Annotated in this window: 23 protein-coding genes; 9 read left to right on the plus strand and 14 right to left on the minus strand. The window is 67.8% G+C overall.

The genetic code is table 11. The features are described from left to right. Positions 1 to 9: 9 nt before the first annotated feature. Both ACYR7D_RS27735 and ACYR7D_RS27740 read left to right on the plus strand, forming a co-directional pair. The gene (locus tag ACYR7D_RS27735; protein WP_459547447.1) at positions 10 to 438 is read left to right on the plus strand and encodes an organic hydroperoxide resistance protein; all 429 of its coding nucleotides are present in this window, start codon (positions 10 to 12) and stop codon (positions 436 to 438) included. 137 nt (positions 439 to 575) lie between these two features. Beyond that, positions 576 to 1,145, plus strand: a complete 570-nt coding sequence (locus ACYR7D_RS27740) for a hypothetical protein (protein ID WP_459547448.1) — start codon at positions 576 to 578, stop codon at positions 1,143 to 1,145. Between the two features lie 10 nt (positions 1,146 to 1,155). Here the strand turns inward: ACYR7D_RS27740 and ACYR7D_RS27745 are convergent, their stop codons facing one another. Both ACYR7D_RS27745 and mgtE read right to left on the minus strand, forming a co-directional pair. Beyond that, positions 1,156 to 1,962, minus strand: coding sequence for an alpha/beta fold hydrolase (locus ACYR7D_RS27745; RefSeq protein WP_459547449.1), 807 nt, complete (start codon positions 1,960 to 1,962; stop codon positions 1,156 to 1,158). Between the two features lie 164 nt (positions 1,963 to 2,126). Continuing rightward, positions 2,127 to 3,491, minus strand: a complete 1,365-nt coding sequence (gene mgtE / locus ACYR7D_RS27750) for a magnesium transporter (RefSeq protein WP_459547450.1) — start codon at positions 3,489 to 3,491, stop codon at positions 2,127 to 2,129. A gap of 459 nt (positions 3,492 to 3,950) precedes the next feature. On the opposite strand from mgtE, the gene ACYR7D_RS27755 reads away from it, so the two are divergent. After that, positions 3,951 to 5,018 carry a class I SAM-dependent methyltransferase gene (locus ACYR7D_RS27755; protein ID WP_459547451.1) on the plus strand — a complete coding sequence of 356 codons (1,068 nt, stop codon included), beginning with the start codon at positions 3,951 to 3,953 and terminating at the stop codon, positions 5,016 to 5,018. 19 nt (positions 5,019 to 5,037) lie between these two features. Here the strand turns inward: ACYR7D_RS27755 and ACYR7D_RS27760 are convergent, their stop codons facing one another. From ACYR7D_RS27760 to ACYR7D_RS27770, 3 genes are read right to left on the minus strand one after another with little or no spacing between them, the layout of a single operon-like run. Continuing rightward, positions 5,038 to 5,439 carry a Zn-ribbon domain-containing OB-fold protein gene (locus ACYR7D_RS27760; RefSeq protein WP_459547452.1) on the minus strand — a complete coding sequence of 134 codons (402 nt, stop codon included), beginning with the start codon at positions 5,437 to 5,439 and terminating at the stop codon, positions 5,038 to 5,040. Positions 5,440 to 5,498: 59 nt separating this feature from the next. Continuing rightward, the gene (locus tag ACYR7D_RS27765) at positions 5,499 to 6,164 is read right to left on the minus strand and encodes a hypothetical protein (protein WP_459547453.1); all 666 of its coding nucleotides are present in this window, start codon (positions 6,162 to 6,164) and stop codon (positions 5,499 to 5,501) included. Further along, positions 6,161 to 6,964, minus strand: coding sequence for a MerR family transcriptional regulator (locus tag ACYR7D_RS27770; protein ID WP_459547454.1), 804 nt, complete (start codon positions 6,962 to 6,964; stop codon positions 6,161 to 6,163). Before ACYR7D_RS27770 ends, ACYR7D_RS27765 begins: the two co-directional genes overlap by 4 nt. A 168-nt stretch (positions 6,965 to 7,132) precedes the next feature. Here ACYR7D_RS27770 and ACYR7D_RS27775 point away from each other — a divergent pair, with 168 nt between their 5' ends. Continuing rightward, positions 7,133 to 8,131 (plus strand): LLM class F420-dependent oxidoreductase, encoded by a 999-nt coding sequence (locus ACYR7D_RS27775; RefSeq protein WP_459547455.1) that lies wholly within the window; start codon positions 7,133 to 7,135, stop codon positions 8,129 to 8,131. Between the two features lie 51 nt (positions 8,132 to 8,182). On the opposite strand, the gene ACYR7D_RS27780 is transcribed toward ACYR7D_RS27775, so the two are convergent. The 6 genes from ACYR7D_RS27780 to ACYR7D_RS27805 all read right to left on the minus strand — a co-directional run bounded on the left by ACYR7D_RS27780 (position 8,183) and on the right by ACYR7D_RS27805 (position 13,005). Next, the gene (locus ACYR7D_RS27780; protein WP_459547456.1) at positions 8,183 to 8,602 is read right to left on the minus strand and encodes a type II toxin-antitoxin system VapC family toxin; all 420 of its coding nucleotides are present in this window, start codon (positions 8,600 to 8,602) and stop codon (positions 8,183 to 8,185) included. Further along, entirely contained in the window at positions 8,595 to 8,849 is a 255-nt protein-coding gene (locus ACYR7D_RS27785) for a type II toxin-antitoxin system Phd/YefM family antitoxin (protein WP_459547457.1), read from the minus strand. The genes ACYR7D_RS27780 and ACYR7D_RS27785 overlap by 8 nt, the downstream gene beginning before the upstream one ends. Positions 8,850 to 8,990: 141 nt before the next feature. Then, the gene (gene nrdE, locus ACYR7D_RS27790) at positions 8,991 to 11,150 is read right to left on the minus strand and encodes a class 1b ribonucleoside-diphosphate reductase subunit alpha (RefSeq protein ID WP_459547458.1); all 2,160 of its coding nucleotides are present in this window, start codon (positions 11,148 to 11,150) and stop codon (positions 8,991 to 8,993) included. After that, positions 11,147 to 11,596, minus strand: a complete 450-nt coding sequence (gene nrdI / locus ACYR7D_RS27795) for a class Ib ribonucleoside-diphosphate reductase assembly flavoprotein NrdI (RefSeq protein WP_459547459.1) — start codon at positions 11,594 to 11,596, stop codon at positions 11,147 to 11,149. Before nrdI ends, nrdE begins: the two co-directional genes overlap by 4 nt. A gap of 41 nt (positions 11,597 to 11,637) precedes the next feature. Further along, complete coding sequence (gene nrdH / locus ACYR7D_RS27800; RefSeq protein WP_459547460.1) at positions 11,638 to 11,868, minus strand: glutaredoxin-like protein NrdH; 231 nt, start codon at positions 11,866 to 11,868, stop codon at positions 11,638 to 11,640. A gap of 567 nt (positions 11,869 to 12,435) precedes the next feature. Then, a complete protein-coding gene (locus ACYR7D_RS27805; protein WP_459547461.1) occupies positions 12,436 to 13,005 on the minus strand; it encodes an NAD(P)H-dependent oxidoreductase in 570 nt (189 codons plus the stop codon). A gap of 178 nt (positions 13,006 to 13,183) precedes the next feature. Between ACYR7D_RS27805 and ACYR7D_RS27810 the strand changes: the two genes are divergently transcribed. Next, the gene (locus ACYR7D_RS27810; protein ID WP_459550318.1) at positions 13,184 to 13,807 is read left to right on the plus strand and encodes a TetR/AcrR family transcriptional regulator; all 624 of its coding nucleotides are present in this window, start codon (positions 13,184 to 13,186) and stop codon (positions 13,805 to 13,807) included. 11 nt (positions 13,808 to 13,818) lie between these two features. After that, positions 13,819 to 14,643 carry an ammonia-dependent NAD(+) synthetase gene (gene nadE, locus ACYR7D_RS27815; RefSeq protein ID WP_459547462.1) on the plus strand — a complete coding sequence of 275 codons (825 nt, stop codon included), beginning with the start codon at positions 13,819 to 13,821 and terminating at the stop codon, positions 14,641 to 14,643. 42 nt (positions 14,644 to 14,685) lie between these two features. On the opposite strand, the gene ACYR7D_RS27820 is transcribed toward nadE, so the two are convergent. Next, a complete protein-coding gene (locus tag ACYR7D_RS27820) occupies positions 14,686 to 14,928 on the minus strand; it encodes a MoaD/ThiS family protein (RefSeq protein WP_459547463.1) in 243 nt (80 codons plus the stop codon). After that, on the minus strand, positions 14,921 to 15,979 hold the full coding sequence (moaA, locus tag ACYR7D_RS27825) for a GTP 3',8-cyclase MoaA (RefSeq protein ID WP_459547464.1): 1,059 nt from the start codon (positions 15,977 to 15,979) through the stop codon (positions 14,921 to 14,923). The genes ACYR7D_RS27820 and moaA overlap by 8 nt, the downstream gene beginning before the upstream one ends. A 90-nt stretch (positions 15,980 to 16,069) precedes the next feature. Between moaA and ACYR7D_RS27830 the strand changes: the two genes are divergently transcribed. The 3 genes from ACYR7D_RS27830 to ACYR7D_RS27840 are packed head-to-tail and all read left to right on the plus strand — an operon-like array spanning position 16,070 to position 18,838. Further along, positions 16,070 to 17,296 carry a molybdopterin molybdotransferase MoeA gene (locus ACYR7D_RS27830; RefSeq protein WP_459547465.1) on the plus strand — a complete coding sequence of 409 codons (1,227 nt, stop codon included), beginning with the start codon at positions 16,070 to 16,072 and terminating at the stop codon, positions 17,294 to 17,296. Beyond that, complete coding sequence (gene moaCB, locus ACYR7D_RS27835; protein ID WP_459547466.1) at positions 17,293 to 18,390, plus strand: bifunctional molybdenum cofactor biosynthesis protein MoaC/MoaB; 1,098 nt, start codon at positions 17,293 to 17,295, stop codon at positions 18,388 to 18,390. Before ACYR7D_RS27830 ends, moaCB begins: the two co-directional genes overlap by 4 nt. After that, positions 18,383 to 18,838, plus strand: a complete 456-nt coding sequence (locus ACYR7D_RS27840) for a molybdenum cofactor biosynthesis protein MoaE (protein WP_459547467.1) — start codon at positions 18,383 to 18,385, stop codon at positions 18,836 to 18,838. The genes moaCB and ACYR7D_RS27840 overlap by 8 nt, the downstream gene beginning before the upstream one ends. On the opposite strand, the gene ACYR7D_RS27845 is transcribed toward ACYR7D_RS27840, so the two are convergent. Next, positions 18,822 to 20,231 (minus strand): MFS transporter, encoded by a 1,410-nt coding sequence (locus ACYR7D_RS27845; RefSeq protein ID WP_459547468.1) that lies wholly within the window; start codon positions 20,229 to 20,231, stop codon positions 18,822 to 18,824. The genes ACYR7D_RS27840 and ACYR7D_RS27845 overlap by 17 nt on opposite strands. Between the last annotated feature and the right edge of the window lie 60 nt (positions 20,232 to 20,291).

Consider the following 20,291-nt stretch of genomic DNA (forward strand, 5'->3'; position numbering starts at 1 on the left):
AAACCCACCATGTCCGATTCCCTCTACACCGCCATCGCCACCTCGACCGGCGACGGCCGCGCCGGAGGACGCACGGCCAGCAACGACGGCCTGATCGATATCACCCTCGCCGTCCCACGCGAAATGGGCGGGCCGGGCGGCGCGACGAACCCCGAGCAACTCTTCGCCGCCGGCTGGGCCTCCTGCTTCCACTCGGCGCTGAAGGCTGTGGCCGCCGGCCAGAAGATCACCCTCACCGATTCGGCCGTCGTCGCCGAGATCGGCGTACACAGCACCGAGCAGGGCGGTTTCAGCCTCTCCGCCGCACTCCACGTGGAACTCGGCGACATCGACCAGGACACCGCCGATTCACTCGTCGCGGCCGCGCACGCGGTGTGCCCCTACTCCAACGCCACCCGAGGCAACATCCCCGTCACCGTCGACGCCACCGTCGCCTGACCGTTGTCCCCGGGAGCTCGGTGCGGTCGCTGACGGCGAGTCATCCCCCGAACGGACGAATGGGCACCCACAACGACCGTTGTGGGTGCCCACTGCCGGGCCACCTTCCGCGTGTCAGATCCTGTTACGTTGGGACGGTGAGTATTCCGCGGATCGAGGAAGTCGTCGGCGGCGAACTCGGCTGGACCGGAGCAGATCTGCTCGCCATCGACGACCCCTCCGCCCGCCTGGTGCGGGATTCGCTCGAGGAATTCGGGATCCGCGTCGGCTACTTCCCGATCGGCCAGAGCCGTCATGTGCTGGCGGCCCTGGGCGGCGACCGGCCGATCGCCCCCTATGTGATCGTGAGCTGCCACGGTTCGGACGGCCGCATCCTGCTCCCGGAGCTCGGTGGGCCGGTAGCCGAAGTCCAGCCGTTCCTCGACGAACTCGAGCCCGAACACGTGCGCGAATACCTGCGAATTCCGGGAAGCACCGTGATCTGCACCGGCTGCGAAACCGGCGACGAGGCCCTGGCGGAGTCGTTCCTCGAGGCGGGCGCCGGCGCCCACTTCGCGCCCACCGGTTCACCGGACGGGCACGCCGCGTTCGTAGCCGTTCTCCTGTTGTGCTACGAGCTGACCGCGGGCCACGATCTGGGCCACGCGGTGGACCGGGTACGTACCTACGACAAAGAGATGTCCATGTGGAAACTATGGGAGCGCTGAGGGAAAGCGATCAGGTCAGAAAGGCGTCGAGAGCGGCGGCCACGGTCTCGGGAACGGTGGACGGTGCGAAATGCATCTGCCCCGGGAAGGTCTCGAGGATGGCGTGGGGCATGACCGTGGCGAGCCGCTCGATGGTCTCCGGCATCGGCTGCCAGGTTTCGCCGCCGCGCATGAGCAGGGCCGGGGTGGTGACGGTCGACCAGCGATCCAGATAGGTGGTATCCGCGATCAGCGATTCTAGGTCGCGGCTCCAGCCGTAGGAGTCGTCCGGCTCGTCCGGGTCCGGTTCGCCCTCGTCGTCCGCGCCTTCCACCAGGGCTGCCGGAACACGGGCCACCTTCTCGGCCAGCAGCCGGGTGGCCTGCCGGCGCTCGCCGGCGGCCGTGAGCTTCTCGAACCGGGCCAGCACCGGTGCGAGTTCCGCGCCCGCCGCGAACAACGGCGGCTCCCATAACGCCAGGGACCGGACCGGCAGACCGGAAGCCGCCGCGTGCAGGGCGACGTTGGCACCGTAGGACATGCCGACCAGATGAACCGGGCGACCGATCATCTCGACGATGCCCCACAGATCGCGCACCTCGTCGGCGAAATGTTTCGGCGCGTGACCGGGACCGCTGGGCGGGTATCCGCGGCGGGCGGGCAACCACAGATCGAACCGGTCCGGTAGGTGCTCGGCCACCGGCTGCCAGGAGTGCAGACCGCCGCCGGACCCGTGGATCATGATCACCGGCGAGCCCGACCCGGCCCGCCGGTAGTGGATAGTGGTTCCGTCGAAGGATTCGAAGGAGGCGGGCGGCTCACTGGTGAACAACAGCATGCGGCTACTCTGGCAAAACCGGAGCCGCCCCTCCAGTGATTCGGGGTATCGAATCAGCACGGTGGACACTCCACCGGCGGCGACGCCATGCCTGTTCACCGCATATTCTGCGGCGAACAGGACGGTGAGCAGCCCGGTCTCCGAGAGCGCCGGGCGGGCTCGGCTCAGATTCCCAGCACGAGTTTCGCGGTCGTGAAGTAGATGATCAGACCGGTCGCGTCCACCAGCGTGGTGACCATCGGCGCCGATACCACCGCCGGGTCGATGCGCAACCGCTTGGCCAGCAGCGGCATCGTACCGCCGATGGTGGCCGCCCAGGCACAGATGAGGACCAGCGTGATCGCGACGACCGCGGCGATCGGCGGGCCCACGAACAACGCGCAGATCACCACCCCCACCGCCGCCAGCATCGACCCGAGCACCAGGCCCACCCGGCACTCACGCCAGATGACCTTGAACAGATCGCTGCCCCGCACCTCGCCGACCGCTACCGCGCGGACACAGGCGGTGGCCGCCTGGGCACCCGCGTTACCGCCCGCGCCGATCAGCAACGGGATGAACAGCGCCAACTGCGCGGCCTGCTCGAGGGTGGTCTCGAAAAAACCGGTGACACTCACCGTGAGGGTCGCGGCCACCAGCAGCAGCATCAGCCACAGCGCGCGGTAACGGGCCAACTGGAAGACCCCGGCCGCCATGTAGTGGCCGGTCCACGGCGCGGACCCGGCCTGTTTCGCCACGTCCTCGCTGTCGGCGGCCTCGATCACCTCGACGGCGTCGTCGATGGTGAGCAGCCCCACCAGCCGGTCCTCGCTGTCGACCACCGGCAGGTTGATGTCGTTGGTCTCGCGCATCAGCCGCGCGGCCTTCTCGGCCGAATCGGTGGCCCGGACGAACGCGGGCTCGGTGACCACCAGATCCGCGACCATGGTCTCCGGGCCGGTCAGCACCAGTTCACGCAGTTCCACGATGCCCTGCAACCGGCGGCCGGCGTCCACCACCGGCAGGGTGTACACGGTTTCGGCATTACCGCCCTTGGCGCGGACGGTGCGCAGCGCATCGGCGACGGTCAGATTTCCCGGGATCGCGACGACCTCCGGCGACATGTACCGCCCCACCGACCCCTCGGGGTAGCCGAGCAGCGCGGCGGTCATCCGGCGCTCCCGCGGGCTCAGCCCGGCCAGCGCCTTCTTGGCCACCTTCGCGGGGGCTTCGCGCAGCATCCGGGCGCGGTCGTCGGGGGCCATACCTTCGACGAGTTCGCGGAAACTCTGATCGCGCAGGCCCTGCAGGATCTGCTGCTGGTCGACGGGTTCGAGTTCCTCGAACACCGCCAGCGCCAGGTCCTTGTCCAGCAAACGGAACGCCACCCCGGCCTCGACGGCGTCCATCCGGGCGAGTTCGTCGGCGATGACGTGCGGGGGATGATTCTCCAGCCAGCGCAGCGCGGCGTCGACGCGATGGCGTTCGACCACGTCCTGGAGGGTTTCCGACAGCGTCGTCGGCGCTTCGATGAGTTCGATCTGCGACATGAGAAGTCCTCGGCACAGCATGAGTAGCGAGTGATTCGATGAGGAGTCACACCGCGAGGCGCCGTGCCGGGCCGCTACCGCCGGCGGGAACTGCTGGCGGATCTACGGGCGGACGGCGCCGCGCGGCCTTCGACTGGGGGGTTCGCTGCGCATCGCAACACCACCTCCTCCTGAGTCGCCGGTCGCCGCACGCGCCGGAGCACGCCCACTACCTGAAGTGAAAAGTTCATGGATACGAACGCATCCCTCTGCAGAATACATCCCACCCGTGAGAATCCCGCATCGCAACGTTGGTCACACGGCGTTTCCTTATCCCGGGCGTGTCCGCGGCGGGGAGGAGCGAATCACGGGTCGCCGCGAGCGATCCCCACCGCGCCCGGCGGGTCCGGCGGCACCCGGCCGACGGTCCCGCCGGAGCGGGTAGCTGACAATGCGCTGCTCGCGGAGGATAGTTGCCGCATGGACGCCAATTCCGCCACGGCCGTGGCCGACCGGCTCTTCCAGGCGGTCCTGGGCACCGTGGACGTACTGGCCGTATTCGTCGGTGACCGCCTGGGCTGGTATCGCAGCCTCGCCGAACACGGCCCCGCGACGGCCGCGGAACTGGCCGGGCGCACCGCGACCCACCCGCGTTACGCCCGGGAGTGGCTGGAACAGCAGGCAGTGACAGGACTGCTGACCGTGCAGCGCGACGGGGATGCCGACGAGCGGGTGTTCGCCATCCCGCCGGGCACCGCCGAGGTGCTGGCCGACGAGCACAGCCTGAACTATCTGGCCCCCTACGGCCGCTTGTTCGGCGCGGCCGGTCCGGCGCTGCCGAAACTGCTGGACGCCTATCGCACCGGCGGCGGCGTGAGCTGGGACGAACTCGGCGACAACGCGCGCGAAGCCCAGGCCGACGGTAACCGGCCCTGGTACGAGCACCGGCTCGCCGACGCCCTGGCCTCCGTGCCCGATGTGGAGGCCGTGCTGCGCGCACCCGCCGCCCGGATCCTCGATATCGGCTGCGGTGGGGGGTGGTCGAGTATCGCACTGGCCCGCGCCTACCCGGCGGCACGGGTACAGGGGGTGGACATCGACGCACCGTCGGTGCGGATGGCGGTCGGCAATGCGGCCACGGCGGGTGTGGCGGACCGCTGCGCCTTCCGGCTCGCGGATGCGGCGGACTTCACCGCAGGCGAGTTCGATATCGCGTTCGCCTTCGAATGCGTGCACGATATGCCGCGCCCGGTCGAGGTGCTGGCGGCCGTTCGGCGGGCACTGCGGCCCGGCGGCTCACTGATCGTGGCGGATGAAGCGGTCGCCGCGGAATTCGCGCCGGACGGTGACGAGGTGGAACGGCTGATGTACGGGTTCAGCCTGTTCATTTGTTTGCCCGACGGGATGTCGAGCCGGCCGAGCGCCGGAACGGGCACCGTTATGCGGCCGGAAACCCTGCGCCGCTACGCCCTCGGCGCGGGCTTCGACACAATCGATGTCCTGCCCATCGAGAACTTCGGGTTCTGGCGCTTCTACCGGCTCCGCTGAACTTCGGCCGCCGGGACGTTCAGCGCATTTCGGGCTCGGCACCGACGGCGAAAACCGGAAACCTGTCCGTCCGGGGCTTCGGCTGGAACCGCACCCGCACCGGGCGGCTCGGGAGCACGGGCACCTCCCCCTCGATGGACGTGTAGACCCACGGACCTTCGTCGAGTTCGACGATGGCGATCGTCACCGGCAGCGGCCCGCCGCAGCGGTCGACGACGGCCCGATCCACCACCCGCCACGACAGGATGGAACCCGTACCGGACGACGGGACCCAGTCGAGGCTGTCGGAGGCACACGACGAGCATTCGATGGTCAGCGGCGCGAACAGTTTGTCGCAACGCGCGCATCTGCGGATCATCAACGTGCCGGCCATGCGCTGCGCGCCGACGCTACCGGTGCTCTCTGATTCGAGTGAATACATGCAGACCCTCATGGAATGGTGCCGACGGTTTGCTCCAGCGTGATGGCACCCGGGGTACTTCACGAGGGTCGATCGCCCCGGGGCATACCTGTTTCGGTAGGTGCGGCCGAGCCCGGCACCCGGCGTCCGGCGCGCGGGCTCGGGACGACACCCGCGGGAAACGGCTCGTCCAGATACAGGCTGATCCACCGCACCACACCGGAGAACCGGCTGCCGGGCAGCAGCGATTCGACCCGCACATCGACCTCGTCGCGCAGGACCAGATCCACCGTGGTGCCGTCGGGACCGGCCAGGAACAACCGGCCCGCGTCCACCACCGTGCCGGTGTGGTCGTAGCGGCGGCGCGCGATCACCGCGGCGATCCGGTCGAGCGGGATCACCGCCACCCGCCGGCCGGCGCGGCGCAGTACCAGTTCCCGGTCGGTCAGATAGTGCGGATAGGCGATATCGCCGGCCACCGCGCCCAGCACCAGCAGCAGCGACCACAGGGACAGCACGCCCAGTACGACGCTCGCCCACGCCCACGGCACCAGCAGGTGCAGGACCACGACTTCGATCAACGTCGCCACCACGAAGGCCAGCGGCAGGGCCAGGGTTCCCTCGGCGGCCCGCAGCGGCCGATACCCGCTCTCCGCTATATCGGTGGTGCGGCGCGCCCAGAACCACAGGGCACGAGCGGTGCGGGCCCGGTCGCGCGGCGGCCGGGAGACCGGCGCCCCCGTCACGGCCGGTCGCCCTCGGCGCCGGATGCCAGCAGTTCCAGTGTCCGCAGTATCACGGCACGCTGCGCGGGATCGGGCAGCAGGGTATCCACCGCGAGCCGCCCGGTTCCGGTATCGGGCACGGACCCGGCCGCCGCCAGGACGGCGTCGATGCCGGTACTCCGCAACAGGACGGCCATATCCCGGGCCACCGCCTCGATCCGCTCGCCGCATACGGCTACCGGCCGGCCACTCAGCCGGTCCCACTCGCGCAGTATCCGGCGTCGGCTCTCGCGGGTGCTCGAATCGGTGAGGGCCTGGGCGAACCAGGCGAACATCTCGTCGGGTGCGCGCCCGGAGACGGCCAGGACCTCCAAGAGGTCACGCTCCTGGTCGAGGGCCGCGCGTTCCAGGTCGTCGGCCTGTTCCCGGGCCCGGTCGAGCGCGGCGGCCACATTCTCCGGGAGCGCCGTCGGTGGGCGCCCGGTCGCCGTGGTGGCGAGCATCCGGCCCAGCCGGTCCCGTTTGCGGGTGAGCTCGGCGATACTGCGGGAGATATCGTCGTGCAGCGCGATGAGGTCGGCCCGTAGATCGTCGGTGTCCGATGTCCCGGCCTCCTCGGCCAGCACCGCGGCCACCGAGCCCAGCGGTAGCCCGTGCTCGGCCAGCCAGCGGATACGCATGAGCCGCGCCAGCTCGGCGATTCCGTACGCGCGGTAGCCGTTCTGCCGCCGGGAGGGCTCCGGTAGCAGCCCGAGCCGGTGATAGTGCCGCACCGCCCGCGGGGTGGTCCCGGCCGCGGCGGCGACCTCGCTGATCTTCATGCGGCCAGTTTCGACTATGACGCCGCGTAATGGTCAAGGGCTCGTGTGGACTCGGAATTCGGCGCGGACAGCGCACAACCGTTGCCGCGGCGACGGACTCTCGCCAGAGTGGAGCTCGAGGTTTGTCCCACTGTGGCCCCGGCGGGCCCGATATCGGAGGAGAGTGCTGTGCGCTTCGGAATCTTCATCCCTCAGGGATGGCGGCTCGACCTGGTGGGTATCGAACCCGGCGCCCACTGGGCGGCGATGCGTGATCTCGCGGTACGCACCGACGCGAACCCGGTATGGGAATCATTGTGGGTCTACGACCACTTCCACACCGTGCCCGAACCCACCGAGGAGGCCACCCACGAGGCGTGGACGCTGATGTCGGCCTTCGCCGCCACCACATCCCGGGTGCGCCTGGGGCAGATGTGTACCGCGATCAGCTACCGCAACCCCGCCTACCTGGCGAAGGTGGCGGCCACCGTGGACCTGATCTCCGGCGGCCGCGCCGAAATGGGTATCGGCGGTGGCTGGTACGAACACGAATGGCGGGCCTACGGATACGGCTTCCCCACCGCCGGCGAGCGGCTGGGCCGCCTCGACGAGGGTGTGCAGATCTTCCGGCAGGCATGGCGGACCGGTACCGCCACCCTCGACGGCCGCTACTACCAGGTGGACGGCGCGATCGTACGCCCGCTCCCCGCACAGGAGGGCGGCCTGCCGCTGTGGATCGCGGGCGGAGGCGAGAAGAAAACCCTGCGTATCGCCGCGAAATACGCGAACTACACCAATTTCGCCGGTAACAGCCCCGAGGAGTTCACCCACAAATCGGAGATCCTGCGCGCGCATTGCGCCGAGGTGGGCACCGATTTCGACGCCATCGTGCGCAGTGCCAACTTCAATGTCGCGATCGGGGCCACCGAGGCCGAGGTCGAACAGCGCAAATCCGAGCACGCCGCCCGGATCGCCCCGGTCCTGGGCGAGGAGAAGGCCCGCGCCTACGTCGACAACCTGAACAACGGCGGCGCGGCGGTCGGCACCCCGGAACAGATCGTGGAGAAACTGACCGCCGTCCGCGATCGCGGGCTGGGCTACGCCATCTTCAACTTCCCGGAAGCGGCCTACGACACCAGCGGTATCGAACTCTTCGAACGGGAGGTCCTGCCCGCGCTCACCGGCTAGTTCGAGTCCCACCGACCGACAACCGAGACTTAGCACTCGGGCGGCGAACTTTCAGAGCGCGACTACTGTCAGCAACGGATCCAGACCTTTGAAATCATCTGCGTTGCGGGTGAACAAGGGCAGATCGTTCGCCGAGGCGATAGCGGCGATCATCAGATCCATCTTGCGCGGTTTGGGATTCCGCCCGGACGCGCGCACCAATTTCGCCATCGAGGTGAATCGTCGCGCCGCTGTGGAAGAGAACGGCAGCGCGTCGAAAGCATGCTCCAGCTCCAGGAGCCGTTCGGTACGAAGCGCAAGCGTTGCCGCGTCCGAGGCCAGGGCTACCCCCAGGCCCAGCTCCGCGAGCGTCACCGTGCTGATTTTCGGCTGGATCGGCAGGTACACGTCGTCGATGGTGCTCACATCGATGAGTACACAGGTATCCAGCAGGCCGACGGGGTGACGGAACTTCTCTCCCGGTTCAGTCATCCAGTCTGTCCGCTCCGAAAGCGGCGTCGATTTCCGCACGCTCGTCCGCGGCATTCATAGTACCCGCGAACCTGGCGAGTCGCTTTTTCAGTTCGGCGGTCGTCAGGCCGTGGCGCGGGGTGATGGGACGCAGTTCGCCGACGGGCCGCCCGTTGCGGGTGATGACGAAATCCTCGCCCGCTTCCAGGGCATCCATGACGCCGGCGCTGCCATTGCGTAGCTCGGCCTGGCTGATCGTCCTGGTCATACACCCCAGCATAGCGGTTGATGCTATGCGATGCTATCGCACTTCCGTGTGCGAAGAGAGGTCGGCGACCGATACCGCACCAACCACGAAGGTGCCACCGATACCGGTGGCACCTTCGTCGTGGATGCGTACTCCAGGAACTCAGAGCATGCAGCTCACGCAGCCCTCGACCTCGGTGCCCTCCAGCGCCATCTGCCGCAGGCGGATGTAGTAGAGGGTTTTGATGCCCTTGCGCCAGGCGTAGATCTGGGCCTTGTTCAGGTCGCGGGTGGTGGCCGTGTCCTTGAAGAAGAGGGTCAGCGACAGGCCCTGGTCCACATGCTGGGTGGCCGCGGCGTAGGTATCGATGATCTTCTCGTAGCCGATCTCGTACGCGTCCTGGTAGTAGTCCAGATTGTCGTTGGTCATGTACGGGGCCGGATAGTAGACGCGGCCGATCTTGCCTTCCTTGCGGATCTCGATCTTCGACGCCACCGGGTGGATGGAGCTGGTGGAGTGGTTGATGTAGGAGATCGAACCGGTCGGCGGGACGGCCTGCAGGTTCTGGTTGTACAGGCCGTGTTCCATGACCGCGGCCTTCAGCTCCCGCCAATCCTGCTGGGTGGGGATGTGGATACCGGCGTCGGCGAACAACCGCGCGACCCGTTCGGTCTTCGGTTCCCACACCTGGTCGGTGTACTTGTCGAAGTACTCACCGCTGGCGTACTTCGACTCCGGGAAACCACCGAAGTAGGTCCCGCGTTCCCGGGCCAGCAGATTCGAGGCCCGCAACGCGTGGTAGACCACGGTGTAGAAGTAGATGTCGGTGAAGTCGATACCCTCCTCGGACCCGTAGTGGATCCGCTCCCGCGCCAGATACCCGTGCAGATTCATCTGACCGAGGCCGATGGCGTGGGAGGAGTTGTTGCCCTGTTCGATCGAGGGCACCGAGTTGATATGGGTCTGATCGGAGACCGCGGTGAGCGCCCGGATCGCCACCTCGATGGTGCGCGCGAAATCCGGGGAATCCATCGCCTTGGCGATGTTCAACGACCCCAGGTTGCAGGAGATGTCCTTGCCCACCTTCGCGTAGCTGAGGTCGTCGTTGTAGACCGACGGGGTGGAGACCTGCAGGATCTCCGAGCACAGGTTCGAATGGGTGATCTTGCCGGCGATCGGGTTGGCCCGGTTCACCGTGTCCTCGAACATGATGTAGGGGTAACCGGATTCGAACTGCAGCTCGGCGATGGTCTGGAAGAACTCGCGCGCCTTGATCTTCGATTTGCGGATCCGCTTGTCGTCGACCATCTCGTAGTACTTCTCGGTGACGTCGATATCGGCGAACGGCTTACCGTAGATACGTTCCACGTCGTACGGCGAGAAGAGGTACATGTCCTCGTTCTTCTTGGCCAGTTCGAAGGTGATATCGGGGATCACCACCCCCAGGGAGAGGGTTTTGATCCGGATCTTCTCGTCCGCGTTCTCCCGCTTGGTGTCCAGGAAGCGGTAGATATCGGGGTGGTGGGCGTGCAGGTACACCGCACCCGCACCCTGGCGCGCGCCGAGCTGATTGGCGTAGGAGAACGAATCCTCCAGCAGTTTCATGATGGGGATGACGCCGGAGGACTGGTTCTCGATCTTCTTGATCGGTGCGCCGTGCTCCCGGATGTTGCTGAGCAACAGGGCCACACCGCCACCGCGTTTGGACAGCTGCAGCGCCGAGTTGATGGAGCGGCCGATGGACTCCATATTGTCCTCGATGCGCAGCAGGAAACACGACACCGGCTCGCCGCGCTGTTTCTTACCCGAATTGAGGAAGGTAGGGGTGGCCGGCTGGAAGCGGCCGTCGATGATCTCGTCGACGAGCTTGCTCGCGAGTTCCTCGTCCCCGGCGGCCAGCGTGAGCGCGACCATGCACACCCGGTCCTCGAACCGTTCGAGGTAACGCTTTCCGTCGAAGGTCTTCAGCGTGTAGGAGGTGTAGTACTTGAACGCGCCGAGGAAGGTGGGGAACCGGAACTTCTTGGCGTAGGCCTGCTGGAACAGCTTCTTCACGAAGGCCCGGCTGTACTGCGCCAGCACCTCGGGCTCGTAATAGTTCTCCTCGAGGAGGTAGTCGAGCTTCTCGTCGAGGTTGTGGAAGAAGACGGTGTTCTGGTTGACGTGCTGCAGGAAGTACTGGCGGGCGGCTTCCCGGTCCTTGTCGAACTGGATCTCCCCGTTCGGTCCGTACAGGTTCAGCATCGCGTTGAGGGCGTGGTAGTCCAAGACCTCACCGGGTTCGCCGGCACGCTGCGGGGGCTGCTCCAGCCGGGCCGTCATACCTGCTGGTGCTGTCGTTGTTGCTGCCAAAACAATCCCAATCCCTCTCGGACGCGGGCGACGTCCTCGGCGGTTCCCATGAGTTCGAAGCGGTACAGGTAGGGCACCCCGCATTTACGCGAGATCACCTCACCCGCAAAGCAGAAAGTGTCGCCGAAATTCGTGTTCCCCGCCGCGATCACCCCGCGCAACAGCGCACGGTTGTGCGGATCGTTGAGGAACTTGGCGACCTGACGCGGTACGAATTCCTTGTCGGAACGAGCCGAACCCAAGACGTGCCGACCACCCCCGTAGGTGGGGACGATCAGCACGTAGGGTTCGTCGACGCGCAGTGTCTCGCCGGTGCGCAGGGGGATCCGCAGGGCCGGGAGATTCAGCTTCTCGACGAATCGGTGCGTGTTCTCCGAAGCGCTGGAGAAGTAGACCAGCGCCGGCGATTCGGACATCTCACCTCCCCTGCCGCCCGACGGCTCGGGCGCGCGTGCGCTCAGGCGGCGACGGTGGCCAGCGCCTTGATACGGTCCGGCCGGAAGCCGGACCAGTGCTCGTCGCCGGCGACGACGACGGGAGCCTGCAGGTAGCCGAGCGCCATCACGTAGTCGCGGGCATCGGCGTCCTCGGAGATATCGACGATCCGGTATTCCACCCCGGCCTTGTCGAGCGCTTTGTAGGTGGCATTGCACTGGACGCAAGCGGGCTTGGTGTACACGGTGATCATTCGAGTCCCTCTCTCCTGTGCCAATGTGCGGTGTGCGCGGCTCCGTGTGGCAACGGGCCGCCGGCGGCCTCCGGGCCGAACCCACCGCGCGCGTCGATCCCCGGGATCGGTATGCGATGCGGTGTCGTCGGCGCGATCGGATGATCCTGCGCAAACTCCGAGGACCAGCCCCGAAACGCCATGTCGAGGCCGGTTCCACCCATTGCCGGCGGGCCGGTTGCGCCGCCGTCTCCAGGTACCGATGACACTACACCTAGTGGCCGACATACGGAAACGACACGAGATGTTGCGAGTCACAACAGTGTGATTTCAGGGATGTAAGTCGCAGGACAGCAACTCGACACACCGCACCCGCCGTGTTCCAGATCACAAATCCCGAGGATCCAGTTCCTTTTCAGCAAACACAGAAGGCGACGGCCGTCACACCCGTCGCCGCAACCACAGCAGCCCCTCTCGCATCGCGGACAAGCCCCAGGGACCGCCGCCCCGGAGAACAGGAGAGCCGCCCCGTCCACGTGCGTGAACCCACGCACCACGACGAGGCGGCCCCGGCCGCGACCTCAGCCCTCAGGCGGAGACGAGTTCACCACTGGCGGCATCGACGAGCACCCGCACCGCACCCGTGAGCTCGCCCAGCGTTTCGGCATGCTCGCGCGGGTGGGCCGCGCCGAAACGCTCACCCCAGGTGGCGAAGTGCAGGTGCGCCTCCTCCACGACCTTGCCGCCCGCGATCCCGACGGCCTTGACGGCGTCACCGTGCGCCCACTTGGCGGCGTTCGGGCTGATGGAACCACTCACGACAGCCACCGGCTTACCGCTGATCGCACCTGTGCCGTACGGCCGGGACAGCCAATCGATCGCGTTCTTCAGCACGGCGGGCAGGGTCCCGTTATATTCCGGAGTGACCAAGAGGAGACCGTCGCTCGCCGCCACCGCGTCGCGCAGAGCCGCGGCGGTGGCCGGTACCGCGTCCGCGATGTCGATGTCCTCGTTGTAGAACGGAATATCGGCAAGGCCCTCGTAGATCGAGAGCTCGGCACCGGCGGGTGCGGTGGCGGCGGCGGCCTCGGCCACCTGCCGGCTGATCGAGTCGCCGCGAAGGCTACCGACGAGGACGACGATATGGGCCTGACTCATGTTCACTCCTGCGGTACTAGTTGTGTGACGATCCCACTGATCCGAATCAACCGGACCGCGGTCCGTTACATTCCTCGAAGGGGCGCACACCGCCGTGAACTACGACACACCCCGCCCCGGTGAGACGGCACGGCCCGTCGTACCGGACGCGGAGACCCTCGGGTCCCTTCCCTTGCGGATACTTCCCCCCGAACCCGTAGGACCCGAGCTACCCGGCGCGGCCGGCCCCGCGGAACGCGCCGACGCCGCTCGCAACCGCCGCAGACTGCTCGACGCGGCCCAAGAGCTGGTCCGCGAGCACGGGGCGGACGCCCTGACCATGGACGCGCTGGCCAAACGGGCCGGAGTCGGCAAAGGCACCGTGTTCCGGCGCTTCGGCAACCGCACCGGACTCATGTACGCGCTGCTGGATCATTCGGAGACCCTCGCGCAAGAGGCGTTCATCTTCGGCCCGCCACCGCTGGGGCCCGGCGCGCCGCCGGTGGATCGGCTGGTCGCCTTCGGACGAGCCCGGCTACTGGATATCGAGGTCGAGGGCGAACTGTATCGCGCGGCCGAACTGGGTGCCCCGGAACAGCATTACAACAGTCAGCCGTACCGCCTGCTGAAAACCCATGTGGCGATACTGTTGCGGGAGGCGGGCACCCCGGGCGACAGCGGACTCCTCGCCGATATCCTGCTGTCCGCGCTGTCGGCCGGGTTGGTCCTGCACCAGATCCGGACACTCGGCTACAGCCGTGAGCAGATAGGCAACAACTGGGAAGCCCTTGTTCGCCGCGTCGCTGGTCCGGGAGCGCAGTAGAGTGATCCGGCATGGGAAACCTGCGTGAACAGATCATCGCCGAACTGGGTGTGCTGCCGAGTATCGATCCCGGGAACGAGGTACGGCGCCGCGTCGATTTCCTGAAGGACTATCTGCGCGCCGCTCACGCAAAAGGTTTCGTACTGGGTATCAGCGGTGGCCAGGACAGCGCGCTCGCCGGGCGGCTGTGCCAGCTCGCCACCGAGGAGCTACGCGCCGACGGCCACGAGGCGCGTTTCGTCGCGGTGCGGCTGCCCTACGGGGTGCAGGCCGATGAGGCCGACGCCCGGATCGCGATGACCTTCGTGGCCCCCGACGAATCCGTGGTGGTCAACGTCCGCCCGGGTGCGAACGCGGTGGCGGCCGAGGTGGCCTCGGCGCTGAAGGTCGGCAAATTACGGGATTTCGTCCGCGGCAATATCAAGGCGCGCGAACGGATGGTGATCCAGTACGCGATCGCAGGTCAGGAGAACCTGCTGGTGGTCGGCACCGATCACGCCGCCGAGGCGGTAACCGGTTTCTTCACCAAATACGGTGACGGCGGCGTGGACGTGACCCCGCTGACCGGTCTCACCAAACGGCAGGGCGCGGCCCTGCTCCAGGAGCTCGGCGCTCCGGCGCGGCTGTCGTCGAAGGTGCCGACCGCCGATCTGGAGGACGATCGTCCCGCGCTGCCGGACGAGGAAGCACTGGGCCTGCGATACAGCGAAATCGACGACTACCTCGAGGGCGAGGAGGTATCGGCCGAGGTCGCCGAGCGTATCGAGGAGATCTTCACCCGGACCCGCCACAAGCGGACGGTCCCGGTCACACCGCTCGACAACTGGTGGCGCTGAGCACGATCCGGGATCGTGGCGGGGCGATACCGCGCCCCGCCGTCAGCCACCGGCGAAAGGTGGCATGACATCGACGCGGGCGGTCAGCGGCGCCGCGGTGTCCCGGGTCAGTTCGTCACCGAGCAGATAGGCGCAGACGGAGAGCATCTTGTCCAGCTCGGGGCCGTAGGTCGCGGTCAGCCGGGCCCGCAGATCGGCGATGGTGGCGCCGGGTGGAAGATCCAGGTCTTCGGTATCTCTGCCCACGGCATCGGCGACGGCGGCGAAATAGCGCACCTCAACCACCTATTGCTCCCATCGTGCGTTCCGGAGGGACGAAGTCCGCGGCATCGATACCGTGACCCGCCCATTTCTGCCACATGGCACCGCGCCAGAGCCGGGCCAGTTCCGCATCGCTCGCCCCGGCCCGCAAACTTGCCCGCAGATCGAATTCCTGATCACTGAAGAGGCAGGACCGCAGCATACCGTCGGCGGTCAGGCGGGTGCGGTCACAGGTATCGCAGAATTTGCGGGTCACCGATGCGATGATGCCGACGGTGGCGGGGCCGGAGTCCACCAGCCAGGTCTCCGCGGGGGCGGCCGGGTCACTGCGCCCCACGGCGGTCAGGCGGTAGCGGGTACCGAGCACCTCGAGCAGTTCGGCGGCGGTCACCATGTTCGCCCGGGCCCATTCATGGTCGGCGTCGAGCGGCATCTCCTCGATGAACCGCAGCTCACAGCCCTCCGCCAGGCACCAGTGCAACAGATCGGGGGCACCGGCGAGGGTCTCCCGCATGAGTACCGCGTTCACCTTCACCGGAGCCAACCCGGCCGCATTGGCTGCGCGGATACCCGAGAGCACCGATTCCAGCCGATCGCGGCGGGTCAGACGGGCGAAACCGGCCCGGTCCACGGTGTCCAGCGAAATGTTCACCCGGCTCAGCCCCGCCGCCGCCAGCCCGGCCGCGCGATGCCGCAAACCGATTCCGTTCGAGGTCATGGCCAGCGGTATCTCCGGTGTCGCGGCATGGCAGCCGGCCACGATCTCCTCCAGATCGCGGCGCATCAACGGTTCGCCCCCGGTGAACCGCACCTCACGGATACCCAGATCACGGACGGCCAGAGTGACCAGCCGCACGATCTCGGCCGCGGTGAGCAGTTCCTCGGGCGGGATCGCGGGCAGACCCTCCTCGGGCATGCAGTAGGTACAGCGCAGCGAACATTTCTCGGTAATGGAGACCCGCAGGTCACGTGCGGTGCGGCCGAATCGGTCCACCAGCAGCGGAGTTTCCGGGCGGCCGTCGAACGAGGGGCGCCCGGACCGCACAGTGGGTATCCCCATTTCGACCAGCGTCACGCCTCCATTATGACGGTTGGGGTGTACGCACGCCCGGTACGAACCACCACAGGGCAGCGCCCGCCCGGCCGGCGCCGTTAGGCTGGACCCATGATCTCTCGGCCCGCCAGCTCTTCGGTCCGGTCGGCGGACGAGTACCGCGATGCCATCGAGCAGGTGTTGCGCCCGCTCGCCGCCCGGCCGGTGGAATCGATATCGGTGGCCGAGGCACACGGCCGGCAACTGGCCGAGGATCTGCACGCACCGATCGACCTGCCGGTGTTCCGGAACTCGGCCATGGACGGATACGCGGTGTACGCCGCGGATGTGGCGGCCACCCCGGCGACCCTGCCGCTGACCGGCGTGGTGGCCGCGGGTGATCCGGGCCACGAACCCCTGCGACCCGGTACCGCGCGCAAGGTGATGACCGGAGCCCCGCTGCCCGCGGGCGCCGAATGCGTGATTCCGGTGGAGGACACGACAGCCGGTGCGGCCGATACGGTTCGTATCCTCCGCGGGCGCTCGGCCGGCGAATTCGTCCGGGAAGCCGGGAGCGACGTCGCTGCCGGAACCCGGCTCGTATCGGCCGGGACCATGCTGGCGCCGCGGCATATCGCGGCGCTGGCCGCCGCCGGTATCGCGCGGATTCCGGTATTCGAACCGGTGCGCGCGGTGGTCATCAGTACGGGCAGCGAATTGGTGCCTCCGGGCGGCGACCTGCGGCCGGGGCAGATCTACAACTCCAACGGGATCGCGCTGGCCGCGGCGCTGGCCGCCAACGGGGTCACGGTGGCCGGGGTCGAGCGCAGCGGGGACGATCCCGGGGGATTCGAGCGTCTGTTGCGCTCCGCGACCGCCGCCGCGGATCTGGTGATCACCACCGGGGGCGTCTCCCGCGGAGATTTCGAGGTGGTGCGGGAGGTTCTCGTCCCGCTGGGCGGGGAATTCGGTTCGGTGGCGATGCAGCCGGGTGGACCCCAGGGTCTCACCGTGGTCGACGGGGTACCCGTGCTGAGTTTTCCGGGTAACCCGGTGAGCGCGGTGGTCTCGTTCGAGGTGCTCGCCCGGCCGATGCTGCGCCGGCTGTCCGGGCTGGGCCCGGTACCGGAGTACGAACTGCCGTTGCGGGGCGCCATCGAGCGATCCCCGCGCGGCCGCCGCCAATTCCTCCGGGGCAGGCTGGTTTCCGAGGGTGCGCACCCGCACGCGGTGGAAGTGGTGTCGGGTCCCGGTTCACATCTGGTCGCGAGTATGGCCGCGGCCGATGTGCTGATCGATGTACCCGCCGCGGTAACCGAGGTGGCGGACGGAACGACTGTACGGGTGTTGGTGTTATGAGCGAGTTGTCCCATGTGGATTCCGCGGGCCGCGCCCGCATGGTCGATGTCAGTGCCAAGGCCGCGACCCCCCGGATCGCCGTGGCGGGCGGCGAATTGCACACCACCGCCGAAGTGGTGGCCCTGGTGCGCGCCGACGATATGCCGAAGGCCGATGTGCTGACGACCGCCCGGCTGGCCGGTATCGCCGGCGCCAAGAAGACCTCCGAACTCATACCGCTGTGTCATCAGCTCGCACTGTCCTCGGTGAAGGTCGACTTCGGCTTCACCGAGACAACCATCACCATCGAGGCGACGGCGAAGACCACCGGCCCCACGGGGGTGGAGATGGAGGCCCTGACGGCGGTGGCCGTCGCCGGTCTCACCCTGCACGACATGGTGAAGGCGGTCGATCCGGCGGCGGTGTTGAACGGGGTCCGGCTGCTCACCAAGGAGGGCGGGAAACACGGGCGCTGGGTGCGCTTCGAGGCTGTGCCCGCGACGAGCGTGCCGGCCGTCGGGGCGACAGGTACGGAGCGGCACGCCGAGTCCGCGACGCCCGCGCACGTCGCGGCCGGCGCGGTGCGCGGGACCGCGGCGGTGCTGGTGGCCTCGACCGGAGCGGCCGCCGGAACCCGGACCGACACCACCGGCCCGTATCTGGTGTCCTGGCTGCGCGGCCTCGGTTACACCGTGCGCGGACCACTGGTCTACGCGGACGCCGATATCGCCGACGGACTCGCCGAGGCGCTGCGGACCACCCCCGACCTGGTGGTGACCACCGGCGGCACCGGCGCCTCCCCCACCGACCGCACCCCGGAGGCGACCGCGGCGCTGCTGGACCGGGAACTACCCGGCGTGGCCGAGGCCATCCGGCAGCGCGGGACGGCGAAATTCCCGCTGGCCGCCCTCAGCCGGGGCGTCGCGGGGCTGGCCGGACGGACGGTGGTGGTGAACCTGCCCGGCTCCCCGGGTGGGGTGAAAGACGGTATCGCGGTGCTCGAACCTCTGCTCACGCATCTGCTCGCGCAGGTAGCGGGCGGCGGCGCGCACGCCGAAGGGAACGCGGGAGACGCGGCGAGTACCGGCATCGGGAACGAGAGCGCACATGCCTGATATCGCTGCCCCTCCGCCGGACGGAATCGCCGGCGTCCGGCTCGCCGAGATCACCGATCGGCCCCTGGATCCGGCCGTGGTGGACGCGGCGGTCCGTGGACCCCGTTTCGGCGCCGTGGTGGTGTTCAGCGGGGTCGTCCGCAATCACGACGGCGGGCAGGATGTCTCGGCCCTCGAGTACTCGGCGCATCCGCAGGCGACCCGCTTCCTGCGGGAATGCTGTGCCGCCGTGGCCGAATCGAGCGGATTGCCGGTGGCGGCCGTACACCGCGTCGGGGATCTGCGGGTAGGGGATCTGGCGATCGTCACGGCGGTGGCGGCACCGCATCGCGCCGAGGCCTTCACGGCCTGCTCCACACTCGTGGACCGGATCAAACACGAGGTGCCGATCTGGAAACGTCAGCTGTTCGCCGACGGGCTCTCCGAATGGGTCAACGCCTGCGGGTAGTCGTCGTCGGCCTGGATCCCCGCGCGGCGGCGGTCGAGTTCGCGATACACGTTGGTGCACGGCCTTCAGTGCCTCCCCGATCGGCACCGCTGCGGTACGAGATGGAGCCTTCATGCTCCGCCGGCTGTCCGATCGGCCGGGGGAGTCCGGTCGCCGAGGCGCCGCGTGCGAGCCACACGGTAACCGTGAACAGCGCCACTCCCCCGACGGCGAGTCCGGTACCGACCGCCGCCGGTGCGGTGTAGCCGTACCCGGCAGCGATAACCAGCCCGCCCAACCAAGCGCCCGAAGCATTGGCAATATTCAGTGCGGCGTGATTGAGCGCGGCGGCCAGGGTTTGCGCATCGTGGGCCACGTCCATCAGCCGGGTCTGCAATCCCGGCGCAAGCGCGGCGCTCGATGCTCCGACCAGGAAGGCGCCGACGCCGGCGGTGTACGGATTATGCGCGGCGACAATGAATCCGGCAAGGATGACAACCATCGAGACCAATGACACGAACACCGCGCGGTCCACCTCGCGATCGGCCAGCGCACCGCCGAGCATATTGCCGGTGACCATGCCCGCCCCGAACAGCATCAGCACGATCGGCACCAGATCCTGCCTCATACCGGCCACCTCGGTGAGCGTCGTGGCGATGTAGGTGAAAACGGCGAACATGCCACCGAAACCGATGGCGCCCACCGCCAAGGTGAGCAGCACCTGGGGGCGCCGGAGCGCACCGAGTTCGGTGCGCGGATCGGTCGGCCGGATTCCGCTCAGCCCGGGAACCGATCGCGCGATGGCGACGACGGTGGCTGCTCCGATGACCGCGACCACCGCGTATCCGGCACGCCAACCGAAGTGCTGACCGAGCCACGTGGCGGCCGGCACGCCGACCACGTTGGCGGCACACAATCCCGAAATGACGACTGATACCGCTTTGGCACGCTGTCCTACCGGAACCAAGGTGGCGGCGGCCAGCGATGCCACCCCGAAATAGGCGCCGTGCGGCAATCCGGAGACGAACCGGGCGAGAACGAGCGTTTCCAACGAGGGCGCCACCACCGACGCCGCATTGCCCACCGTGAATCCGATCATCAACGCGATGAGCAGCCGCTTGCGGGGCATCCTCGCGCACAGCGCCGCGATCACGGGAGCACCGACCACCACTCCGAGTGCGTAGGCCGAAACGGCATGCCCGGCAGTGGGTTCGGACACCGTCATGGCATGTGCGACATCCGGCAGCAAACCCATGGCGATGAATTCGGTGGTACCGATACCGAACCCGCCGAGTGTCAACGCCAATATGGCGGGAATATGCCAATCCTTGCGCGGAAGCATCGATAAATCATCGGTCGGATCAGCAGCCGTGGATTGTGCGTGCGGAGCGTGGGCGGGTACGGAGCTGCTCATGGTCAAGCGATACACTCCGGACACCTCACTTCTCAGCAGTGGGAGGATAATCCTGCTTAC

Source organism: Nocardia sp. X0981 (genome assembly GCF_977089955.1).